The sequence below is a fragment of the Pelagibius litoralis genome (genome assembly GCF_011683915.1).
In the GTDB taxonomy this organism is placed as follows: Bacteria; Pseudomonadota; Alphaproteobacteria; order Kiloniellales; family Kiloniellaceae; genus Pelagibius; species Pelagibius litoralis.
Genome location: NZ_JAAQPH010000026.1, coordinates 29,364 through 48,674, shown reverse-complemented (window position 1 = coordinate 48,674; position 19,311 = coordinate 29,364). Strand labels below are relative to the sequence as shown.

Genomic DNA, 19,311 nt, shown 5'->3' with positions numbered 1-19,311 from the left:
TCTAAATCATTGTTATGATTGGATGAAATTACAGTTCCCCCTTCTGTGGTAATCCTCACAGACCCTTCCCTGTATGAGCTTTACCTTCTTTGTTAACGGACGTTGGTCCCATCCGTCGTGGAGGCGGAGCCGATGGACCGGGGAGACTTTTTTGTCTAGCCGAGGGGTTGGTGGGCGAAAGGGAAGGGAGAGCACCGTTATGTCTGAAGTCAATACGCTACTCGTAGGGCGAAACCGCCTGTTCCTCGAAGGGCTGAAAAGCCTGCTGAGAGGGAGTTCCTTCAACGTTTGCCATGAAGTGGCCAGCGTCTCTGCGATCAATGAGGCCGTTGAGCCGGATGAGCTGCAACTGATCCTCATTGAGTTGCGCGGCGATGTCTCGCTGCTGGTCGAAGACCTCCGCCACTTGCAGGACGCCCTGCCTGACACGCCGATTGTCGTTCTGACCGATGAGCGGGACCCGAGGACTCTGGCCGCCTGCCTGAACGCCGGGGCCGATGCCTTTCTGCTGAAGGACATTTCGCTCGAAGCGCTGATCCATTCCTTGAAGCTGGCCATGATGGGTCAGAAGGTGATGCCGACGGATCTGGCAACCGCCTTGATCAACGGCGCCGTCGGCGTCGCACCGGTCGGCAACGCGCGCATTGAGGAATATGGTCTTTCCGATCGCGAGCAGGAGATCCTGCGCTGCCTGGTTTACGGCGATGCCAACAAAGTCATCGCAAACCGTCTCCACATCACCGAGGCGACGGTCAAGGTGCATATGAAAAGCCTGCTGCGTAAGATCAAGGCGGGCAACAGGACTCAAGCGGCAATCTGGGCGCTCAATCATGGAATGGCCCCGGGTCTCCCTTTCGGGGGTGGGGCCGATCCTATGTTTCCCGCTTCCAACGGGGCGCCAGCCCTTTCACAGCTGACCGGCTGATTGATTGGTCTCTGGCTCTCCGGGCCGGCCTGCAGCCTCGCTGGGATTGCTGGTCGTGACGCTTCCCTATCCACCGGCGGTCGGCCCTCAAAGCGGCTGACCGTCGGCTTCCTGGATTTTCGGATACTTCCTTCGCGCCTACCCGCTGCCGAATTCAGCCGTTGCAGCTAACCGCCGACTTGAGCGGTCCAGGCATCGATCGAGCTGCCGCTTCCCGGATAAATCACGACCGCGCCCCTGCTGGAACCCGCCGTCACCATGTTTGTCCAAGAGGCGATGGTGGCCGAGGTTTTCAGGCTTGTCAGGAAGCTGGGCGTCGAAGACCCGCCGCCGCCCTTCGGTGCGAAGAAGGGATTGAAAACGCCCGCACCATCGGCAGGGCTGCGACGAAAGCTGCTGCCGCGGCCGGCGGCGCCCGGCAGAAACGCAGCGGCCTGCGCGTTGACGATAGCGGTCGATCCCGGTCCCTCCGAAACATCGACCAGGGCGCCGTTCGATCCGCGCCGCAGATTGTCGGGCGTCAGTCCCAGGATTTCCTGCTGCAGGATTGCCTGACGGCCGGCGAAACTCATGCCGGCACCGCCACCGCCGAACGAAAAGGGTTTATTGTTCCACTGCGCCTCGGCCTCCGGTGCGGCGCCGGCCGCTGCAACAACGGCAACAAGGGCGCCGAAGCCATAGCGGACAAAACGACTTGCCGGCCGTTTGGAAGAGGTGCGGGACTGATGATGATGTGCCATTCCGGAACTCCGATAGTGAGCGAAGAGTTACGCCAAGGCGTCCAGGCGGGGTGCCGGTCCAAAGAGCAAACCTGCCGCAGCTAGGGCGTGTAACTTATCACTTTCGGGGAATGGCCGTTGGTTTCAATGCGCAAGAAGAGGTAATACCCCCATATAGCCTCAGGGCCAGTCGTCAGACCCCTTGGTCGGTGTTCCATTGGGGGTAGACGTCGGTCCCTTACCGTCGCCGGCATCATTCTTGTGCAGACTTTCCTGCAGCGGCAGCAGGACTGTCGCCGCCAGGACCGCGGCTTCTGTCCGGTTGCGGCATTCCAGTTTCACCAGGATCGCGCGCACCAGCGACTTCACCCTTGTCTCGCTCTCGTTCAACTGCTCGGCGATGCTGCGGTTGCTGTCGCCGATGGCCAACAGTTTGAGGATGGCCTGCTCGCTGTCGTTGAGGCGGCAGAGCATATCGAGGTGGCAATAGGTTCCGGAACCGCCGTCGCGCGGGGCCGGCATGACCGAATAGCCTTCGCGCGCGAGGCTGAGACTTTCCTCGAGGTAGTCCAGGCCCGCGTCGAGAAGGATCAGGCCATCGGCGCGCTGGGCCAGGTCGCCCAGAAAGGCGCATTTCGATTCCGGAACCGCCAGCAGCACGCGGGTTTTCTCGCCCGACCAGCGGTCGATCTGTTGTTCGAGGCGCCCCAGCCGGCTGCCGTCCTCTACCGCCAGGATCAGATAGTCGGCCTCCGGCTCGCCGAGCCCGTTGGCGGGAAAGATGCAGATGTCGCCGATGCGGGTGTTCGGCACCCGCCGCAGGGCATCCAAAAGGGGTGCGGTATCGATCCCCGACGCCAACAAAGCGCAGCGGCGGTGATCAGTCTCTGCCTGCGGGCCTGGCGGCTGAGTGTTGCGGTCGTACATGATGGGTGAACCTCCAGAGTGACCTGTAATGGCCCGGTTCGGGCCGTTCCGGCGGCTGTTGCGCCACGATTTCCGAGAGACTAGCACGGGGCTTTCTCACAATCTTTCGCGCAGGCATAGTAATACTTTCGTATAGGGTGGTAATACTGAGGTGACTTATATCTATGTAGTTACCTATTTGTGAAAGTATTAATGCTTGTTTATTTTAAAATACTCCTTCGCTCTCTTTATTCATTAAATAATTCTCGTACCATCTCCAACCATTGGTTCCGGGCGAAATGTATTGCCGCCGGATTGATGGAGACAGATCGATGCATAGGGGATGGATCATGCGAGCAAAAGCTTGCGCCTACGTAGTTTCGGCCGCGATGGCGCTTAGTGCCTGTGCCGGCCCACCGTTTCCGGATACCGGTGTGGCGCCGGTCTTCAGTTTTCCGGTTACCAGCAACCACACGCCTTATAGCCAGTGCCTCTCGGGCCTGGCCCAATCTGAAGGCGCCAACCTGCCGGTGTTCTCGGTCGGTGAGGTCGCCGACAAGACCGGGCAGGTGAACTATGACGACAACGGCCACGCCCTCAGTCAGGGCGTGTCGGAGATGGTCATCTCCGCGCTCTGGAAAACCCGCAAGGCGCGGTTGATCGAGCGGCTCGATCTGCGGATTCCCCTGGCGGAGATGAAGCTCTCCGAGCAGGGCCGTCTCGGTCGCGGATTGTCGGAGTATGAGCTTCCCGCCAGCGACTTCATCGTCGTCGGTGCGCTGACCGAGCTGAACTACAACATTACCTCCGGCGGTGCCCGGCTCTTCGTCAACGGTATTGGCGGCGGCGGGCGCACGGTTGTGATCAACGTGGCGCTGGACCTGCGTGTGGTCAACGCGCGCAACTTCTCGGTTGCCTATGCAACCTCGCTGCAGAAGCAGATTTACGGCTTCGAAGTGGAGGCCAACGTCTTCCGCTTCTTCGGTAATACCCTCATTGAATTTGACGCTGGAATGATTCGCAACGAGCCGTTGCAACTCGGCGTCAGATCCGTCGTGGAGATGGGTGTCTACCTTCTTATGACGGACTTTCTGGGTCTGCCCGCGATCCAAGGCTGCGATCTCGTGGAGACCGATCACTTCGCTGGATACTTAAAGGAGATAGAAGATGAAAGCGAATAAGTCTGTACTGCTCTGTGGAGCTGCGGTGGCCGCCCTTGGCCTTGCCGTATCCCCGGCGGCGGCCTTCGATCAGGTCGACTGGCACTGGGATCTGGAAGTCATCGAGCATGTGACCAAGGATGTCGACATCGATGTCGATATCGATCCCGTCGGTCTGGTACTGCTGGAAGATCTGCAGATCTACATCGGCGACGTGACGGCCGAATCCTACGTGAACGGCGTCTACAACAACCAACCGAACGAAGGCGGCGGCGTCGGTGCCGGCACGGTCGACTTCACGGTCACCCTGGACGGCATGACCGACGACGAGACCGATCCCAGCACCGTGGCCGGTGTTGCCGATCTGGGCGGCGACCTGATGGGAAGCTCCTCCGATGTCTCCGGCACTCTCGACGAGGGCACGGACGATCTGGACGTGGTCATGACCTTTGAGGACATCCCGGTTGAGAACATCGAGATCGAGCCGACCGGCTCCTTCGATGCCCTGACCGAGTTGCCCGAGGTGGTCAGCACCGCAACGGCCATCGCCAACAACGTCAGCATCGACAGCGATGTCATGGTCGAGATCCACGAAGGCCAGTATGTCTTCAACACCGGCGAGTTCGGCGACGATCCGAGCCCGACGCCGGTGCCGATCGGGCCGGGCGGCGACGGTATCAGCCTCGCGTCGATCGAGGACGGCGCGGACTTCGGCAACAACCGGAACGAGTTCCACGATGCGGCAGCGTTGCTGACCCTGGCTGCGCTCTTCAACGTGATCGAGCCGGCTGAGATCTCTGCCGTGTCAAAGGTGGACGACATCCTCAACGCCTCGGTTGACAGTGCCGCGACGGCGGTTGCCAACAACAAGGCGATCACCGTCGAGGCCAAGGTCGCCGACGACGCCGTGGTCATGGGCGACATCACCCAGTTCGCCTATGCCAACACTTCGGCGCTGTCGCAGGTGGGTACGAACTTTTGTGAGTTCGATTGCTTCGGCGCCCAGCCTTATGGTGTAGAGGTCAACAACTACACCAACCTTGGTGCGTTGGAGCGTCCGCTGGTGTCTTCGGTCGCTACGGCCGTGGGCAACAACCTGTCCATCACTGTCAGCACGCCGGAAATCGGCGGCGGCAGCTAACCACAAGCAAGCCTACCGACCCCGGGGAGGGAGCAGAGATTTTCTGCTCCCTCATCCCCTTCTCATCCCGGGGTGGCAGACCCAGTTTCCAGGAGGTGGAGATGAAAACGACCCTGATGCATTTTACAGTCGATGTTCTGACCTTTCTTGTCTACGCCGCCTTTGCGGTTACCCTGATGGCGCACCTGGCCGGTGACGCATCGGCCCAGATGAATGAGCAGCCTTGGGGCTTTTCCGCGCGCAGCGGCGGCAGCATGGCGATCTTCATGAAGCAGGTCGACGCCGGCCTGCTGGACGGCAACAGCGGCAGCGGCAGTGCCGCCGTTTCCGGCACCACGACCTATCTTGTCTGCGGTGGCGAAGGCAGCGCCGGGGCGCGGGGCAATTCGTCCTGCATCATCCTGAACAACTCGGATGGCGCCTTGAATCTAGGACAAGAGGCGGTCGGCGATCAGACGGCTGAGAACAACGTCACCCAGACCCAGAACAACGGAGCCGACGAGGTCAGCGAGATCCTGGATGGTGATGCCGCCAGCCAGTAGCCGGCCCGGGATACCTATACGGGATCTCTGCCCGGGCAAAGACATGCGACGGCGGCTTCGGGCCGCCGTTTCATTTTGTCGATGTCGTGAGATCTTCCAAACTATGAGCAGCCTATTGGCTGCGGCAAACCATCATCTCGGTGGGGCGCTCCGCGCCGGGCAGGCAGAGAGGCTGCAGACCGCAACGCCTGCCGGGCTTGCTTACTGTCTGTACCTCCCCTTGCGCTTCGTCCTCCGTTGCGGCGTGTTTTTGCCGGTAGGCTTCCAGCCGGCGGCGGCAGAGCGGCGACGTGCTGTCGTCGGTCTGTGCCAGGGCATCCTGCAGTTCCCTGGGCGAGTTTCCATCGAAGGCGCCCTGCCCGCCGGGGCTGCCGGCTTTACTGGCCGTCGCTCCGCTGCCGCCGGTGACGGCATTCAGGGCCATGCCGGCCGCGCCGACCAGCCCGGTCACGCAGCCGCCAAGGCAAAGCGGTGAGGCGAGGGCGAGCGATATCAGGGCCATACGCGCGGGGGTCTTTTCTTGCATAGCCCGCGACCTCAGAACGCCGGGTGCAGCAGTGAGTCGGTCTTCATCGAGGAAAGGTAACTGCGCAGGGCGAAGATTTCTGCCGAGGTCAGGTTAAATCGCGGCATCGGCGGGTGATCCGCCGCCAGCCAGGCCTGTAACCTCAGAGTCGACCAGTCTACCGCCTGGGCCATCTCGCGCAGGGTCGGTGCCGCCGTCGTGCTGTAGGGGGCTTCCGGCGCCGCATGGCAGCGCAGGCAGTATTGGGCCACCAGATCGCGGCCCTCGGTGATCTCGTCGCCCCGCGCGGGGCCGACAAGCGGCAGGCAGACCCAGAACAGGACGGCTGCCAGGCCGATCCCGGTCAGGAGCAGCGTATCTCTCGCGGCGCCGCGGTTTCGGCTCTGCCGTCGGGTGGGCCACTGCCCGGTCGGGCAGCGGCTACTGGATCTGGTTGAGTGCATTGCTGAAGCCTTTCAAGGAAAAGCGGGCCACGACGGTCTTCTCTGCCACGCGATAGGCTGCCACGCCTTGCAGGTCCCTGCGGAACCGGGCGAGAACCTGGTCGGTCGCCTCCAAGCTGACGGCAGCCTGGCAGAACAGATCGTTGCAGGCGCTGGTCCGCAGACTGGTGGTCCAGCCGCTGTCGAGTTGCAGCGCGATGGGTGCGTTGGCGCCCACCTGGTGGCTGACGCGCAGGATGGCCCGCAGCCGCCGGCTGCCGCGTTCGGGTGCGATCAGGATCTGCAGTCCCGGTGCCTGGTAATCGGCCAGGCAGGCCGACTGACCGCAGACGACGCTCCAGCGTTCGACGTCACCGAGGGCCGATGTGGCCGTGAGGCTGCTGCCGGCGGTCAGGCCTGCAGCCAGGCCGAGGGCCAGCCCGAGGGGCTTGAGCGGTAGGCAAAGGGCTCTGCTGAACATCCTATTCATGGTGCATTCTCCCGGGATTGCGGTCGAAACGGCTTTCCTGGGAAGTCTGGGCCCAGACGGTCGGCGGGGCGAGTGAGCAGGCGGAGAAGGGCGCGGGACTTGTGGCTTAGGCCTCAAGGGGTAAGGAATTCTGCCGAATTCGCAGTTTCTTGCCCTGGGTGTGACAAATCCCACAGTGGTTTTGGCGGCCCGGCCCTATGTTTAGGGCGTTGTTGTGGAGGTCCTCCCTCAAGCCACGATGACGGACCTTTAGTGAGCCTTGAAAACCCCGTCCGCTGCCCATCGGACGGGGTTTTCCCTTATCCGGAGCTTGGCCTGGAGCGCTGTTGGTCGGAAATCCTGGTCTGGTTCGCATTCTTGCCGCCGACCGGGTGCTGCGGGACCTCGGGGAACAAAACCCCTCAGTGGGCGGTCAGTCGCCGGCGACTTCGTGGACCATACGTTCCAACTCGATGACGTCGCTGACGATCAGGGTGCGGCCGTCGCGTTTGATCAAACCGTTCTTGGTCAAATCGTTCAACTCACGGGTCACCGCCTCACGATGGGTCGAAATGCGGCTGGCGATATCGGCATGGGTCGGTGCCGGCGAGATGCGCGCCGTATTGTCGTCGCCGATGTGATCCCGCGCCAGTCGCAGCAGTTCCGAATGGATACGATTTTTCACGGCAAGCGTACTGAATTCGAAGATCCGCTCGCTCAAAGAGCGAACCAGGCGGGTGATGTAGGTCAGCATCGCCATGGAAACGGCAGGGTATTCCTGCAGGATGGTACGGAAAGTTTCAGCCGGCACGGAGCCGATCATCACATCCGTCAGAGCGATGACGTTGGCTGAGCGGGGCGCTCCGTCGATGGCGGCGAACTCGCCAAAGCACTCGCCGGCTGAGATGTCGCGAAAAGCCACTTCCTTGCCGGCACTCGAGAACAGGATCACCCGGACCGTTCCGGAAACCATGAAGTAGACGTCGGTCGAGGCGTCCTGGTGGCCGATGATCTGTTGCTGGGCCTGGTAGTTGCGCCAATTCATGCGCTGCGAAAGGCGCTCGATCTCGCTCGCTTCCAGACCTTTGAAGATCTCGATCCGCTCAAGCGCGTAACCCGTACCCCCCGAGAGCCGTTGGTTGGCTGTCATCGCCTCCATCTTCGCTTTTTGGCCCTCACCGTATTGCCCGGAGTCGCTGCCGGAACAGGAAGGCTAAGTCACCTGAAAGCTTCAAGCTTCCGCTGTTCGCCGCCCATTCCCCAATCGAAGTGTCAAAAACCGGGCGGCGACAAGCCTGGGCAATACTACTCCGGACAAGGCCGGATGCAACTGGCTGATGATTGTAGTTCTGCGGCATATGCCCGCGTTGAGGTTTTTGCCTTGTCAGGCTGCAAAGCCTGCCCGGCCTATTGGCCAGACCTTGAGTTGCCAGGGCTGTCGCGTTATTGAGACCGCTTCTGGAGGCGCAATTTCGGACCGTCATCCAAGGCGGGAACAAAAATGTCACAGCTGACCATGTCCTTTGCTATCGAAGATCTCGGCGGTTGGCTGGGCCAGAAGCTGCTGCCTTTTTGGGCAGCCACCGGTTTTGATTCGCAGACTGGCGCTTTTATCGAGAAGCTGGATCTGTCGGCGCAACCGAGTAGCGAGGACTACACGCGCGTCAGGCTGCAGGCGCGACAGATCTACGTCTATGCCCAGGCTCATACCCTTCAGTTGTTCCCCGACGGGCTGGCGCTGGCCCGCGGCGCCTATGCCTTTCTGCTTGAACATGCCTGGGATCATGACGGCGAAGGCTGGTTCCACCGCCTGCGGCGCGACGGGACTCCGCTCGACCGGACGAAGGACTGCTACGACCACGCTTTCATGCTGCTGGCGATGGCCTGGCTTTATCGTGCCGGCGGCGACCCGGAGGTTTTGCAGCGTGCCAAGCGGACGATCGCATTTGTCGATTCGTCGCTGGGGCTGGAGCGAGACGGCAGCTTCGACGGTTACACCGACCACGCGGTAGCCGAGGGCGAGGCCATCCCGCTGCCGCGCCGTCAGAATCCTCACATGCACCTTTTCGAAGCCCTGCTGGCTCTGTATGAGGCGAGCGGCGAGCAGGAATGGTTCGATCGGGCCGGACGCATTCTCGATCTCTTCAAGCTCAGGTTTTATGCCGCTGATACGGGGCAGTTGACGGAGTTCTTCGATTCGGATTGGAACGAGATGGCGGTCGAGGGTGCGCTTCTGCGTGAGCCCGGTCACCATTTTGAATGGGTTTGGCTGCTCCATCGCTACGGGCAGCTGTCCGGAGACGACTCGGTTCTGCCGATCATGGAAAAGCTGTTTTCCTGGGGCTGGCAACATGGCATCGACCGCCGGCCGGGTGGTGTTTTCGGGGCCTATGATGAACTGGACCAGACAGGCCGGGTACTGAAGGGCGGCAGCAAGCGGCTCTGGCCCCAGACCGAGGCACTGAAGGCCTGTCTCGCCCTGACCGAACGCTGCGGCGATCCGACCGCCAAGGCCGGCAGCGAGCCGCTGCTGAAATCGATGTTCACCCATTTCGTGAGTTTCGATCATGCGCTCTGGCAGGATCAGCTGGATGGCGACGGCAAGATGATCGCCCCGGCAATTCCGGCCAGCAGCCTCTATCATCTTTTCCTGGCGCTTGCGGAGGTCCTGCGCGTTCTGCCTGACAGCGCGCAATCCTGAGGCTCAGTTCTCGGTTGCGAAGTGCCTGGCCCAGGCCAGCCACATGGCCGCGGTCCAGGTGAAGTCGTCTCCGCCGAGGCCCTGACCGGTGATGGGATCGAAGTATTCCCAGAAACCGCTTTGGCGGATGGCGCGCGCGCTGGCCTCTGCAATACGGGCCGCCCGGTCGTCATAACCGCAATCGCTCAGGCCCTCTGCGATCATGTGATTGACGATGGCCCAGGTCGGCCCGCGCCAGTAGCGCAGCCGGTCGAAGCGTTGGTCCTCGGGATCGAAGCTCGGCACCGGATAGGCAGTCGTGGCAAACCATCGGTCCAGAATCTCAATCATCTGGATCAGGCGTTCAGGTTTCACGCCACCGGCATAGAGCGGCAGGAAAGAGGCTGAGGTGATGGCGTCGGCGAAGGTACCGGATACCAGGTCGAAGGATCGAAAGCTTCCGGCCTCCTCGTCCCAAAGCCGCTCCAGTGCGTCTTCGCCCCGCGCGATCCAGCGATCGAACTCCGGGATGTCTTGCTGGTGGCCCAGGGCCTCGGCCAGCACCCTGAGATCGCGGTCTGCGCGCAGCAGGATGGCGAGCGTGCCGACATCGACCATCTTGAAGGCAGAGGCGGCATAGATGGCCTCCGGGTCGTAACCTCTCTCGCGGAATGTCAGGATGAGGGAAAGGTAGCGGTCGTACTGTTCCTTGCGGGGCCGTTGCGCGGCGTCGATCTTGTCGAGGTCGCGGCGCTCGAACGGCGGCAAACCGTCCGCCGGTACCCGGGAAAGGGCGGTATCCCAGTCAGGGCTGTTGTCCCGTCCGGATTCCCAGGGGTGGAGAATGGCGACCATGCCATCCGCCGCCGGGTCGCGCGCGCCGTGGAACCAGCGGTGCCAGGCCATCAGCTTGGGATAGAGCCGCTGCGCGGCGGCGCCGGCCTGTTGCCGGTCGCGGGCGCCCTGCCAAAGCTTCAGAACAATGCTGGCAGCAACCGGCGGATCGCTGATCCCCGACGTGGCGACGGCAGGTCGATCACCCCAGATCGCCGCCTTGCCCCAGACGTCGGGGCCCGGAAAGTATCCCGGGTCTTCTCTGTGGAAAGCGATGTGAGGGACCATGCCGTCGGGCCACTGGGCGGCAAAGAGACTGTCGATTTCCTGCCAGGCGCGCACTTCGTCGAAGGTTGCCCAGCCGAGTGCCACGAAACAGCTGTCCCAGTTCCATTGGAACGGATAGAGCCCCGGGGTCGGCACGGTATAGCCGCCGCGGTCGTTTTCTTTGAGAATGCGCTCGGCCTCGCGCGTGCAGACCTCCGGGTCACTCAAGTTTTTGGGCGCCTCTGGCGCTGTTGCCTCAGCCATCTTCAGTCAATCGCCTCTTCTTGAACCTGTCATCAATGGAGCGCTTTGCCGCTTTCAGTGTCGAACCAGCGCCGCCGTTCCGGGGCCAGCGCAAGATAGACCTCCTGGCCGCTTTTGATGGGGGAGTCAGCGGCGGTTGTGACGCGAAACAGTTGTTGGTCGACCGCGAGGGTCAGCAGGTTGTGGGGGCCGAGCGGTTCGACCACCGTCACCCGCCCGGTCAGATGTTCCGAGGCAGCGGTTTCCGCCACCAATACATCCTCCGGCCGGATTCCCAGGGTGACCCGCCCGTTGCCCTGGCTGGCGCTGGGGCCGGGCAGGGCGGCGCCGGCGATCCGGCAGTGGCCGTTCTCGCGTTCCGCCTGCAGGAAGTTCATCGGCGGATTGCCGATGAAGCCGCCGCAGAAGGCGTTGGCCGGGTTCTGATAGACCTCGATGGGGCGGTCGTACTGGATGATGTGGCCACCGTGCATCACGGCGATGCGGTCGGCCAGGCTCATGGCTTCGACCTGATCGTGGGTGACGTAGATGGTTGTGGTGCGGCTTTCCGCCAGCAGGCCCTTCAATTCGGCGCGCATCTCCAGGCGCAGCAGGGCGTCCAGGTTCGACAATGGCTCATCCATCAACAGGACCTCCGGCTCCATCGCCAGGGCGCGGGCGACCGCGACGCGCTGGCGCTGGCCACCGGAGAGCTGGGCCGAGTAGCGGTCCAGCAGATGTTCGATGTGCATCATGCCGGCGGCCTTTTTCACCCGCGGTTCGATCTCGCTGTTCAGCAGCTTTTTCATGCGCAGGCCGAAGGCGATGTTCTCGAAGATCGTCAGATGTGGAAACACCGCATAGTTCTGGAACACCATGGCGATGTTGCGGTTGCGCGGCGGCAGGCCGTTGACCCTTTTATCGCCGATCCTCAACTCTCCGGAGGTTTCCGTCTCCAGGCCGGCGATGATGCGCAGCAGGGTCGTCTTACCGCAGCCCGAGGGGCCGAGCAGAACGGTGAACTCCTCCGGCTGTACGTCCAGGGATACGGACTTCAGGGCCTCGAAGGTGCCGAAGACCTTGCGAACTTTATCGACATAGATGCCGGCAGCCATGGCTTTTTACTCCCTTGCTTCGGGCGCCCTTTGGAGGCACCTGTTTCGTGGTTCAGCGGTTGGCGATGCCCCACATGCTGAAGAGGTATTTGCGCACCGCGAAAATAAAGATCAGCGCCGGGACCACCAGGAAGAAGCCGCCGGCAAAACGGAAGTAGAGCGGTGATTCCGCCAGGGTGGTCAGCAGAAAGGCCGTCAGGGTCGGGTGCTGCAGGGTCAGGATGGTCGCCGCGAAGACCTCGTTCCAGGAGATCACGAAGGCGAAAATCGCCGCCGCCGCCAGGCCCGGCGTCGCGATCGGCATGACCACGCGCATGAAGGCCTGGAAGCGGGTGCAGCCCATGGTCCAGGCGGCCTCTTCCAGCTCGAAGGGTATCCCCATAAAAAGGCTGGAGCTGATCAGGACGGCGAAGGGCAGGGCCAGGGCCGAGTGGACCAGCGCCACGCCGAAGACGGTGTCGTAGAGCCCGACCTTGATGAAGGTTACGGTCAGCGGCAGCGCCAGAATGGCAATCGGGAAGGCGCGGGTCATGACGATCATCAGGCGGAAGCTGTCCTTGCCGCGGAAACGAAAGCGGGCCAGGGCATAGCCGGCGGGCGCGCCGAGGCCGATGGAGATCACCATGGTCAGGACCGCCACCATGACCGAATTGAAGAAGGCCGCCAGAACCCCACGGACCCCGAAGAAAAAGGCAATGGTGTCGGTCGAGAGATCGAGCGGCAGAAAGGCCTTCGGCCAGGCGAAGACGGCGTCGCGCGGCGAGAAGGCGCTGAGCACGAGCAGGTAGATCGGCAGCAGGACCCAGAGGCAGAGGATCAGGCAGATCGCGGCGAAGAGCCATTGTCCGACGCTCCAGCGTGGCAGCAGCCGGTCCGCGAGGCCGGGTTTTTCCGGCAGGTTGTCTTTGGTGAGGGCAGTCATCACTCGGCCTCCTCTTTAACGCGCAGCACCCGCAGGTAAACCAGGGTGAAGGCGATGGAGATGAGCAGGATGAGAACGGCATAGGCCGAAGCCACACCGCTGTCGCGGTAGTCGAACTGCCAGAGGAAGGCCTCGCCCATCAGTACCGGCAGGTCGCGGCCGCCCAGGGCGACCACCACGGCGAAAACCTCGAAGGCCAGCAGGGTGCGCAGGATCAGGGCGGTCTGCAGGCTGGGCTTCAGCAGGGGCAGGGTGATCTTGACGAAGCGCTGCCAGGCCGACGCGCCGAAGATTTCCGCCGCTTCGTTGTATTCCTTGGGGATAAGCTGCACGCCGGCCACCAGGATCACCATGACGATGGCGGTGGCGCGCCAGACCTCCGCCAGGATAACCGCGATGAAGAGCGCCACCGGCGTCTCATAGCTCAGCCACAACGCCGGCCCGTCGACGATGCCGAGGGCGGAAAGGACGGTATTGATGTAGCCGCGTTCGCTCAAAAGAGCGAGCCAGACCACGCCGGCGGCCAGATCGGAAATGCCGAGCGGAATGGTCCAGACATAGAGCACGAGGTCGCGGCCGGCACGGATCTTGGTCAGCATCATCGCCATGGTCAGCGCGATGGCGATCTGCAGAGGCACGACGATCAACACCAGCAGCATGGTGTTCCACAGCGACAGGCCGAAGTTGATGTCGTCGACCATGGTGCGGAAATTGTCGAAGGTCCACTGCCCATCGGCGCGAAAGGCAATGAAGAAGGCATCGGCGAAGGGATAGGCAAAGAGCGCGATCAAAAAGACCAGGCTCGGCGCCAGCAGCCAATAGGGCAGGGTTCTTTCAGTGATCATCGGTCACCCCCGTGCCGCCTGCCAAAGGTGCGCGCTTCGCGGCGGCGCTTCTTCGGCAGGGGCGGATCGATCGTGGCGGACTACTTTACCGGGCAGGCACCGGCGCTGGACGGATCCGGCGCCCAGCAGGGGGCGCCCGTCTCTTCCATCAGCTTGCGCAGGTTGCCGGCCTGGCGGTCCAGGGTTTCCGCGATGTCGGCCTTGCGCAGCACGATCAGTTGGAAGGTGTCCATGAAGACCTTGTTGAACTCCCGGCCCTTGTCGCCCAGGCCGACCGGCAGCAGGCTGGGATTGGCGTCGGGGGAGGCGGACTGGGCCGAAACCGCGGCCCCGGCGATCTGGACGCCGCGCGGCAGGTCGTCCGGCAGGTCCATCTCGATGGCCGGGAAGAAACCGATGGCCTTCAGGGTGGCGATCTGGGTTTCCGGGCGGGTCATGTAGTCGATCAGTTTCGCGGCGGCAGCCCGGTCCGGTCCGTTTGCCGGCACCGCCAGGCCGGCCACGACGGGCATGAAACCGCGGCCTTCGGGGCCGGCGGGGGCCGGGAAGGCAATGAAGTCGTCCGGACGCTGGTTGAAGGCGTCCATCAGACGGGCCGTATGATCGAAAGCGATCCAGACTTCTCCGGCCAGCAGCGGCTCCTGCATGAAGTCGTAGGAGGTGGAGCGCGGGTTCACAGTCTTCCAGAGATCCCGGAAACCGGCCCACATCGCCGCTGCTTTCTCGCCGCGGTATTCGGTCACGACGGAGTTGGTGAAGGAGGGGTAGAGATAACCCTGGAAGAAGCGGTGCATCAGGCCCTTGCGCCCGGCGGGGAAGCCCAGCTTGCGCTCACCCGTCGCGGTCTGGACGTTGGCGCTCCAGGTGGCCAGCTGATCGTAGGTCAGCGCCATCACGTCGGCGCCCTCGGGCAGGTACTGCAGCGCTTCGCGGTTGGCCGCCATGACGTAGCTGGCCTGCATCCAGGGAACGTAGTGCTGCTTGTCGGTGCCCAGCTTGCCCAGCTCCACGAAGGTGTTGATCAGCTTGCGGTCGCCGAGCGATGCCATGATGTCGTCGACCGGCGCCAGGGCATCGGCGCCGGCAAGCACCGGGAAGTTCCCATGCAGGGCACCCAGCAGGCCGATGGAGACGTCGCCGGCCTCGGCCTCGGCCAGAACCCGGTTCAGGAAGGGACCGTCTTCCTGCGGGATGTAGTCGACCTCACCCTGATAGGCGCCGAGAACCGTGTTGCGCATGGCTTCGGCTTCTTCGATGGGGCGTGCCTGGGTCGAGAGAAAAATCGTCTCGGCTGAAACAGCAAGGCTGGTGAACAAAAGGGCGGAGACGGCGGCTGCCGACAATCCGGTCTTGAGCATGGTCTTCATCTTTTCCTCCACTGTGTTTTTTTGTTGTTGTCTGTTCAGGTCTGGGACGCGAGCCCGGTCGACTCGCGCTCGATCAAGGGTGCTTCCAGAAGTTCCTGCAGATCGGCGATGGCGGTGCCGCCCAGGCGTGCGCAAACCATCTCCGCCAGGCGCGCGCCGGCACCGCGGATGTCCTGGCGCATAGTGGTGAGGGGCGGCTCGGCCTGTGCGGCCATCGGCAGATCGTCGAAGCCGACGATCGACAGTTCATCCGGCACTGCGATACCAAGGCGGCGGGCGATGCGCAGCGCCCCGAGGGCGATGGCATCGTTGGCGCAGAGCAGGGCGGTCGGCCGCTTGTCGCCGCCCAACAGGCGCTCGGCCGCGGCCGTGCCGCCGCGTTCGTTGAGCCTGGTGACGGCATAAAGGTCTGGATCGAAGGTAATGCCGGCAGCGCGCAGGGCTTCCTCGTAGCCGGTCTTGCGTTCGCCGGCGGTGAAGAGTTCTTCGGGCGCGCCGATCAGGGCGATGCGCCGATGGCCAAGTTCGATCAGACGTTCGGTGGCCCGGCGAAAGGCTGTCCGGGCGTCGGCATCGATGAAGGCGATGGGCGTCGCGGTTTCCGCGCGGCCATGGGTGACGAAGGGAACGCCTTGCTCGATCAGATAGTCGATCCGTTCGTCATGGCGCCGGGTTCGGGCGATGATCACGGCATCCGCCCGCCTGCCCTCGACCAGGCGCTTGTAGGCGTCGACTTCGGCCGGTCCCTCCGGCACGGCACAGACCACCAGGTCCAGGTTGGCGCTGTGCAGGCGCTCGCCGATCCCCACCAGCAGCTCCAGAAAGAACGGATCTTCGAAGTGGCCGAACTGGCTCGGCAGAATGATGCCGACCGCCTCAGAGGTGCCCCGCTGCAGGGCCTGGGCGAGGCGGTTGGGGACATAGCCGACCTTCCGGGCCGCTTCTCTCACCTTTTCCCGCGTTGCTTCACTCACGTCAGGGTAGCCGTTCAGTGCCCTGGAAACCGTGGTGACAGAGAGGTTTAGGTCCTCGGCGACTCGTTTGAGGGTCATTTCCTGCGATCCAAAACGTTTTGGAAAGTGTAAAAGGAAATAATATTGCCGTCAATACGCAATATTATTTCAATACAGTGGAAGGCCGCGACGATGGCCATTGGGTGGGTTCAGATGGAGATGCGCGCCAAGGTTGCTTCGGCGGCTGCCCTGGTGCCCCGCGTCAGGATCAGCCCGAGTGCGCCGGTCAGCGCCTTTCGCAGGTCGGGATTGTCGGCGAGATCGGGATCGAAGACCTCTCGGAGCTGCAGAAAGGCGTCGACGATCCTTGACGGATCGCCTTGGCCGGCGGCGTAGCTTTCGACAAGTTTCCCGGCCAGGGGGTCGCGGACGTCGATGACGGCCCCTGCCTCGTCGTGGCCGGCCGTGTAACGCATCCAGCCGGTGACGGCCAGCGCCAGCAGATCTATCGCTGCGCCGACCCGCAGGCGGTCGCGGATCGTAGCCAACAGCCTCTGCGGCAGCTTCTGGCTGCCGTCCATGGCGATCTGCCAGGTGCGGTGCTGCAGGCCGGGGTTGGCGAAACGCTCGATCAGGGCCTGCTTGTAGCTTTCCAGATCGGCGCCCGGCGGCAGTTTCAGGGTCGGTCCCGCTTCGCGATCCATGAAGCGCCTGGTGAGGCGGCGCAGGGTATCGTCGGCCATGGTGTCGGCGATGGTCTCGTGGCCGCAGAGATAGCCGAGATAGGCCAGCATGGAATGGCTGCCGTTGAGCAGCCGCAGCTTCATCTCTTCAAAGGGCGCAACGTCGCTCACCATCTGCGCACCCGCCTGCTCCCAGAGGGGCCGGCCGGCGGCGAAACGATCCTCGATCACCCATTGGCGGAAAGGCTCGCAGATCACGACGCCCTCGTCGCGCAGGCCGAGACGTTCGGAAACCCGTTGCCGGTCGTCCTCGGTGGTCGCGGGGACGATGCGGTCGATCATGGTCGAAGGAAAGGAAGTTTCTGCCTCGATCCAACGCATCAGTGCAGGATCGACCGCCTCGGCCAGTTCCAGCACGAGACCCCGCAGGGTCGCGCCGTTGTGGGGCAGGTTGTCGCAGGACAATACTGTGAAGGGTGTCTGGCCGCGCTCATATCGCCGGCGCAGTCCGGCCAGGAGAAATCCCAGCGCCGACCGGGGTTGTTCCGGGTGCTGCAGGTCGTGGCGGATGTCGGGGTGGTCGTGCTGCAGGGCGCCGCTGGCCGGGTCGTGACAATAGCCTTTCTCGGTGACGGTGAGGGAGACGATGCGGGTCTGCGGGTCGGCCAGACGCGCCACCAGGGCAGCCGGATTTTCGGCGGCGAAGAACACCTCCTTCACCGCGCCGATGACGCGCAGGCTTTCTCCCTCCGGTCCCGCCACGGCCTGGGTATAGAGCCCGTCCTGCGGTGCCAGTTGGTCGCGCACGCCGGGGCCGCGCAGGCTGGCCCCGCAGATTGCCCAGGACTGTTCGCCTGCGGCCAAGACGTCGTCGCTATAGACCGCCTGATGGGCGCGGTGAAAGGCACCGATACCAAGATGGACGATGCCCGTCTGACAGGCCTGGCGGTCATAGGCCGGGCGCTGGATCTCGGAAGGCAGTTCGGCGAGCGTTTTCTCACTCAGTCGCTTCATGGGGGCCGCTTCATGGGGCAACGCGCCAATTGGGCCTCATCGTGTCCGGCCTCACAGCTTGTAGGCCTGCTTCACCAGGCGGTAGGTAAGGTCATGGGCGACCTCCAAGGCCTCGTCCTCGCCCAGGCGGTGGGTGCAGACCAGCTCCGCCAGGTAAGCGCAGTCGACACGCCTTGCCACATCATGGCGTGCCGGGATCGACAGAAAGGCGCGTGTATCGTCGTTGAAGCCGACAGTGTTGTAGAAACCCGCGGTCTCGGTGAGAGCGCGGCGGTAGCGCAGCATGCCCTCCGGACTGTCGTAGAACCACCAGGCCGGGCCGACCTTCAGGATCGGATAATGCCCGGCCAGGGGAGCGAGTTCCCGGCTGTAGCTCGTTTCATCCAGGGTGAAGAGGATGACGGAGAGGGCCTTCTCATTGCCGAAGCGGTCGAGCAGCGGTTTCAGCCCCGCGACATAGTCGGTCCGCGTCGGGATGTCGGCGCCCTTGTCGCGGCCGAAGCGCTCGAACAGCCCGGCGTTGTGGTTGCGCAAGGAACCGGGATGGATCTGCATCACCAGGCCGTCATCCAGGCTCATGCGCGCCATTTCCGTCAGCATCTGCGCGCGGAACAGTTCGTGATCCTCGGGCGATCCGTCGCCGGCGAGACACTTGGCGAAGAGTGTCCGGCAGGCGCCCGGATCAAGGTCGGCAGTGGCGGCGCTGGGGTGGCCGTGATCGCTGGAGGTCGCCCCCATCTCCGAGAAAAAGGCCCGGCGTTGGCGCTGGGCGGCCAGGTAGCCGTCCCAACCCGCCGTATCTTCGCCGGTCAGCTTGCCGAGTTCTTCGACATTCCCGCGAAAACCCTCGAAGTCGGGATCGACCACCGGGTCGGGCCTGAAAGCCGTGATCACCCGGCCGTCCCAGTTGCTGTCGCGGATCACCTTGTGATGCGCGAGGTCATCGAGCGGTGATTCCGTGGTTGCCAGAACCTCTATGTTGAAGCGGTCGAAGAGGGCGCGCGGCCGGGCATCGCTCTGCTGTAACCGCTCCGACAGACGGTCGTAGAGCCGGTCGGCGCTCTCCGGCGTCAACTGTTCGTCGATGCCCAGGACGACCGAGAGGGCATGATCGAACCAGAGGCGCGAGGGGGTGCCGCGAAAGAGGTGGTAGTGCTCGGCAAAGCGCCGCCAGATCCTGCGCCCGTCGCGTTCCACCGGCCCGCCGTCGCGGCGCGGCACGCCGAGATCCTCAAGGTCCACGCCCTGGCTGTAGAGCATGCGGAAGAGGTAGTGGTCGGGAATGATGAAGAGCTCTGCGGGATTGCCGAAAGGCTGGTCTTCCGCGAACCAGGCCGGGTCGGTATGGCCGTGCGGCGAGACGATCGGAAGATCCTTGATCTCAGCGTAAAGCCGCCGCGCGACGCCCCGTTGTGACGCCTCTGCCGGAAACAGGCGATCTTCGTGAAGCTGCAGCGGTTTGGTCATGAGGTCTCTGTTTTTCTCTTAGGTTGCTCTCCGCGCAGCAGGCGGCCGACAGGATCTTGCATGGCGTAGCGTGAGCCCATATTTCTAGCGGACCTTATTCCGGAAGTTATG

The 19,311-nt window shown here is 63.2% G+C and carries 19 protein-coding genes; 5 read left to right on the top strand and 14 right to left on the bottom strand.

The features are described from left to right. The first annotated feature begins 199 nt into the window (after window positions 1-199). Complete coding sequence (locus tag HBA54_RS24665) at window positions 200-925, top strand: LuxR C-terminal-related transcriptional regulator (protein WP_167229960.1); 726 nt, start codon at window positions 200-202, stop codon at window positions 923-925. Window positions 926-1,092: 167 nt separating this feature from the next. On the opposite strand, the gene HBA54_RS24660 is transcribed toward HBA54_RS24665, so the two are convergent. Both HBA54_RS24660 and HBA54_RS24655 read right to left on the bottom strand, forming a co-directional pair. Next, entirely contained in the window at window positions 1,093-1,665 is a 573-nt protein-coding gene (locus HBA54_RS24660) for a hypothetical protein (protein ID WP_167229957.1), read from the bottom strand. A gap of 159 nt (window positions 1,666-1,824) precedes the next feature. Then, window positions 1,825-2,571: a helix-turn-helix transcriptional regulator gene (locus tag HBA54_RS24655; protein WP_167229954.1), complete on the bottom strand. Its 747-nt coding sequence runs from the start codon at window positions 2,569-2,571 to the stop codon at window positions 1,825-1,827. A gap of 329 nt (window positions 2,572-2,900) precedes the next feature. On the opposite strand from HBA54_RS24655, the gene HBA54_RS24650 reads away from it, so the two are divergent. The 3 genes from HBA54_RS24650 (at window position 2,901) to HBA54_RS24640 (ending at window position 5,393) form a co-directional block, all read left to right on the top strand. After that, on the top strand, window positions 2,901-3,731 hold the full coding sequence (locus HBA54_RS24650) for a CsgG/HfaB family protein (protein WP_167229950.1): 831 nt from the start codon (window positions 2,901-2,903) through the stop codon (window positions 3,729-3,731). Then, window positions 3,718-4,851 carry a hypothetical protein gene (locus HBA54_RS24645; protein ID WP_167229947.1) on the top strand — a complete coding sequence of 378 codons (1,134 nt, stop codon included), beginning with the start codon at window positions 3,718-3,720 and terminating at the stop codon, window positions 4,849-4,851. Before HBA54_RS24650 ends, HBA54_RS24645 begins: the two co-directional genes overlap by 14 nt. Window positions 4,852-4,952: 101 nt before the next feature. After that, the gene (locus HBA54_RS24640) at window positions 4,953-5,393 is read left to right on the top strand and encodes a hypothetical protein (RefSeq protein WP_167229944.1); all 441 of its coding nucleotides are present in this window, start codon (window positions 4,953-4,955) and stop codon (window positions 5,391-5,393) included. A 112-nt stretch (window positions 5,394-5,505) separates the two neighbouring features. Here the strand turns inward: HBA54_RS24640 and HBA54_RS24635 are convergent, their stop codons facing one another. The 4 genes from HBA54_RS24635 to HBA54_RS24620 form a co-directional block, all read right to left on the bottom strand. Next, window positions 5,506-5,919, bottom strand: coding sequence for a hypothetical protein (locus HBA54_RS24635; protein WP_167229941.1), 414 nt, complete (start codon window positions 5,917-5,919; stop codon window positions 5,506-5,508). 11 nt (window positions 5,920-5,930) lie between these two features. Next, window positions 5,931-6,362: a c-type cytochrome gene (locus HBA54_RS24630; protein WP_167229938.1), complete on the bottom strand. Its 432-nt coding sequence runs from the start codon at window positions 6,360-6,362 to the stop codon at window positions 5,931-5,933. Then, window positions 6,340-6,831: an invasion associated locus B family protein gene (locus tag HBA54_RS24625; RefSeq protein ID WP_167229935.1), complete on the bottom strand. Its 492-nt coding sequence runs from the start codon at window positions 6,829-6,831 to the stop codon at window positions 6,340-6,342. The genes HBA54_RS24630 and HBA54_RS24625 overlap by 23 nt, the downstream gene beginning before the upstream one ends. A 412-nt stretch (window positions 6,832-7,243) precedes the next feature. After that, entirely contained in the window at window positions 7,244-7,960 is a 717-nt protein-coding gene (locus HBA54_RS24620; protein ID WP_167229931.1) for a Crp/Fnr family transcriptional regulator, read from the bottom strand. Window positions 7,961-8,311: 351 nt separating this feature from the next. On the opposite strand from HBA54_RS24620, the gene HBA54_RS24615 reads away from it, so the two are divergent. Continuing rightward, window positions 8,312-9,511 (top strand): AGE family epimerase/isomerase, encoded by a 1,200-nt coding sequence (locus tag HBA54_RS24615; RefSeq protein WP_167229928.1) that lies wholly within the window; start codon window positions 8,312-8,314, stop codon window positions 9,509-9,511. Between the two features lie 3 nt (window positions 9,512-9,514). Here the strand turns inward: HBA54_RS24615 and HBA54_RS24610 are convergent, their stop codons facing one another. The 8 genes from HBA54_RS24610 to uxaC all read right to left on the bottom strand — a co-directional run bounded on the left by HBA54_RS24610 (window position 9,515) and on the right by uxaC (window position 19,200). Next, the gene (locus HBA54_RS24610) at window positions 9,515-10,855 is read right to left on the bottom strand and encodes an MGH1-like glycoside hydrolase domain-containing protein (RefSeq protein WP_167229925.1); all 1,341 of its coding nucleotides are present in this window, start codon (window positions 10,853-10,855) and stop codon (window positions 9,515-9,517) included. A 32-nt stretch (window positions 10,856-10,887) separates the two neighbouring features. Then, a complete protein-coding gene (locus HBA54_RS24605; RefSeq protein ID WP_167229923.1) occupies window positions 10,888-11,949 on the bottom strand; it encodes an ABC transporter ATP-binding protein in 1,062 nt (353 codons plus the stop codon). A gap of 52 nt (window positions 11,950-12,001) precedes the next feature. Then, on the bottom strand, window positions 12,002-12,871 hold the full coding sequence (locus HBA54_RS24600) for a carbohydrate ABC transporter permease (RefSeq protein WP_167229920.1): 870 nt from the start codon (window positions 12,869-12,871) through the stop codon (window positions 12,002-12,004). Beyond that, window positions 12,871-13,716 (bottom strand): carbohydrate ABC transporter permease, encoded by an 846-nt coding sequence (locus HBA54_RS24595; protein ID WP_167229917.1) that lies wholly within the window; start codon window positions 13,714-13,716, stop codon window positions 12,871-12,873. Before HBA54_RS24595 ends, HBA54_RS24600 begins: the two co-directional genes overlap by 1 nt. 80 nt (window positions 13,717-13,796) lie before the next feature. Continuing rightward, complete coding sequence (locus HBA54_RS24590; RefSeq protein WP_167229914.1) at window positions 13,797-15,083, bottom strand: ABC transporter substrate-binding protein; 1,287 nt, start codon at window positions 15,081-15,083, stop codon at window positions 13,797-13,799. A gap of 35 nt (window positions 15,084-15,118) precedes the next feature. Next, complete coding sequence (locus HBA54_RS24585; RefSeq protein WP_167229911.1) at window positions 15,119-16,135, bottom strand: LacI family DNA-binding transcriptional regulator; 1,017 nt, start codon at window positions 16,133-16,135, stop codon at window positions 15,119-15,121. A 110-nt stretch (window positions 16,136-16,245) separates the two neighbouring features. Beyond that, window positions 16,246-17,733 carry a mannitol dehydrogenase family protein gene (locus tag HBA54_RS24580; RefSeq protein ID WP_167229908.1) on the bottom strand — a complete coding sequence of 496 codons (1,488 nt, stop codon included), beginning with the start codon at window positions 17,731-17,733 and terminating at the stop codon, window positions 16,246-16,248. 51 nt (window positions 17,734-17,784) lie between these two features. Then, window positions 17,785-19,200, bottom strand: coding sequence for a glucuronate isomerase (uxaC, locus tag HBA54_RS24575; RefSeq protein WP_167229906.1), 1,416 nt, complete (start codon window positions 19,198-19,200; stop codon window positions 17,785-17,787). Window positions 19,201-19,311 lie beyond the last annotated feature (111 nt).